We start from the raw sequence: 249 nt of genomic DNA on the forward strand, positions 1-249 counted from the left end.
GGGTCTGACCAGAAATTCTGGCGGCGCTAAGCTGGGATTTTGGCTTGAATTAGCCAGTAGGTCTGCCATTGACCCGATTGCTTCAGAGCCTCCAAGGCCATCACGGCCTCGGCATTCCGGGCATCCCAACGCCGACCACGCCCCTTGAGCCGAGCCGTCAGCGCCTTGCAGCACGACTCCGTCGGACCGCTCCCCAACTGCCAGCCCTTCGCCACAAACTCCGGATAACGGATCATCTCCCGCCGCTCC

General features: G+C 62.2%; 1 pseudogene. It reads right to left on the reverse strand.

Annotation, left to right across the window (positions count from 1 at the left end):
* Window positions 1-26: 26 nt before the first annotated feature.
* Window positions 27-249, reverse strand: a pseudogene (locus tag H0921_RS17660) (hypothetical protein); the annotation flags it as partial.

The organism is Thermogemmata fonticola, assembly GCF_013694095.1.
GTDB lineage: Bacteria > Planctomycetota > Planctomycetia > Gemmatales > Gemmataceae > Thermogemmata > Thermogemmata fonticola.